Origin of the sequence: Amycolatopsis sp. SID8362, assembly GCF_010550475.1 — a bacterium.
GTDB classification, from domain to species: Bacteria; Actinomycetota; Actinomycetes; order Mycobacteriales; family Pseudonocardiaceae; genus Amycolatopsis; species Amycolatopsis eburnea.
The window spans coordinates 1-709 of the sequence record NZ_JAAGNB010001303.1 but is presented as its reverse complement, the minus strand read 5'-3'; the positions used below and the strand labels follow the sequence as shown (position 1 = coordinate 709).

At 75.0% G+C, this 709-nt stretch carries 1 protein-coding gene and 1 pseudogene; both read left to right on the top strand.

Features of this window, described 5'->3' with window-relative positions; genetic code table 11:
• The coding region (locus G3I65_RS40005) for a L,D-transpeptidase (protein WP_160700688.1) at positions 1-328 on the top strand (328 nt) is incomplete at its 5' end.
• A 12-nt stretch (positions 329-340) separates the two neighbouring features.
• Positions 341-709: pseudogene (locus G3I65_RS40000) on the top strand (putative protein N(5)-glutamine methyltransferase); the annotation flags it as partial.

The following is a 709-nucleotide window of genomic DNA, read 5'->3' as shown; positions in this document are numbered from 1 at the left end:
GACCGGGGCCTGCGTGAGCCGGGTACAGCGGCTGGCCTGGCTGCTGCGCGACGGCCGCGTGGTCCGCGGCCCGGTCCCGGCCGGGTTCGGCCCACCCGATCAGGCGACGCCCGCCGGGTCGTTCCACGTCGTGTGGAAGGACCGCGAGCACCGCAGCCGCGACTACGGCACCGACATGCCCAACTCGGTGTTCTTCGCGGCCGGCGGCATCGCCTTCCACGCGGGACCGCTCGACGCGCCTTCGCACGGCTGCGTGCACCTCACCGACGTCGATTCGGCGGCGTTCTTCGACGGCCTGAACGTCGGGGACGCGGTGGAGGTCCGGTAGTCTCCGTCCCCGGTGGACACTTCATCCGTCATCTCCCGCTTGCGCGCCGCCGGCTGTGTGTTCGCCGAAGACGAGGCCGCGCTGCTCGTCGACGCCGCGACGACGGCCGCCGAGCTCGAGTCGCTCGTCGCGCGCCGGGTCGCCGGCCTGCCGCTGGAACACCTGCTCGGCTGGGCGGAATTCCACGGCCTGCGCGTCCGCGTGCGGCCCGGCGTGTTCGTCCCCCGGCACCGCACCGGGTTCCTGGTCGACGTCGCCGTCTCGCTCGCCCCGCCGGACCCGGTGGTGCTCGACCTCTGCTGCGGATCGGGGGCGCTCGGCGCGGCGTTCACGGCGGCGCGGCGACCGCGTGAGCTGCACGCGGCGGACGTCGAGCCCGCC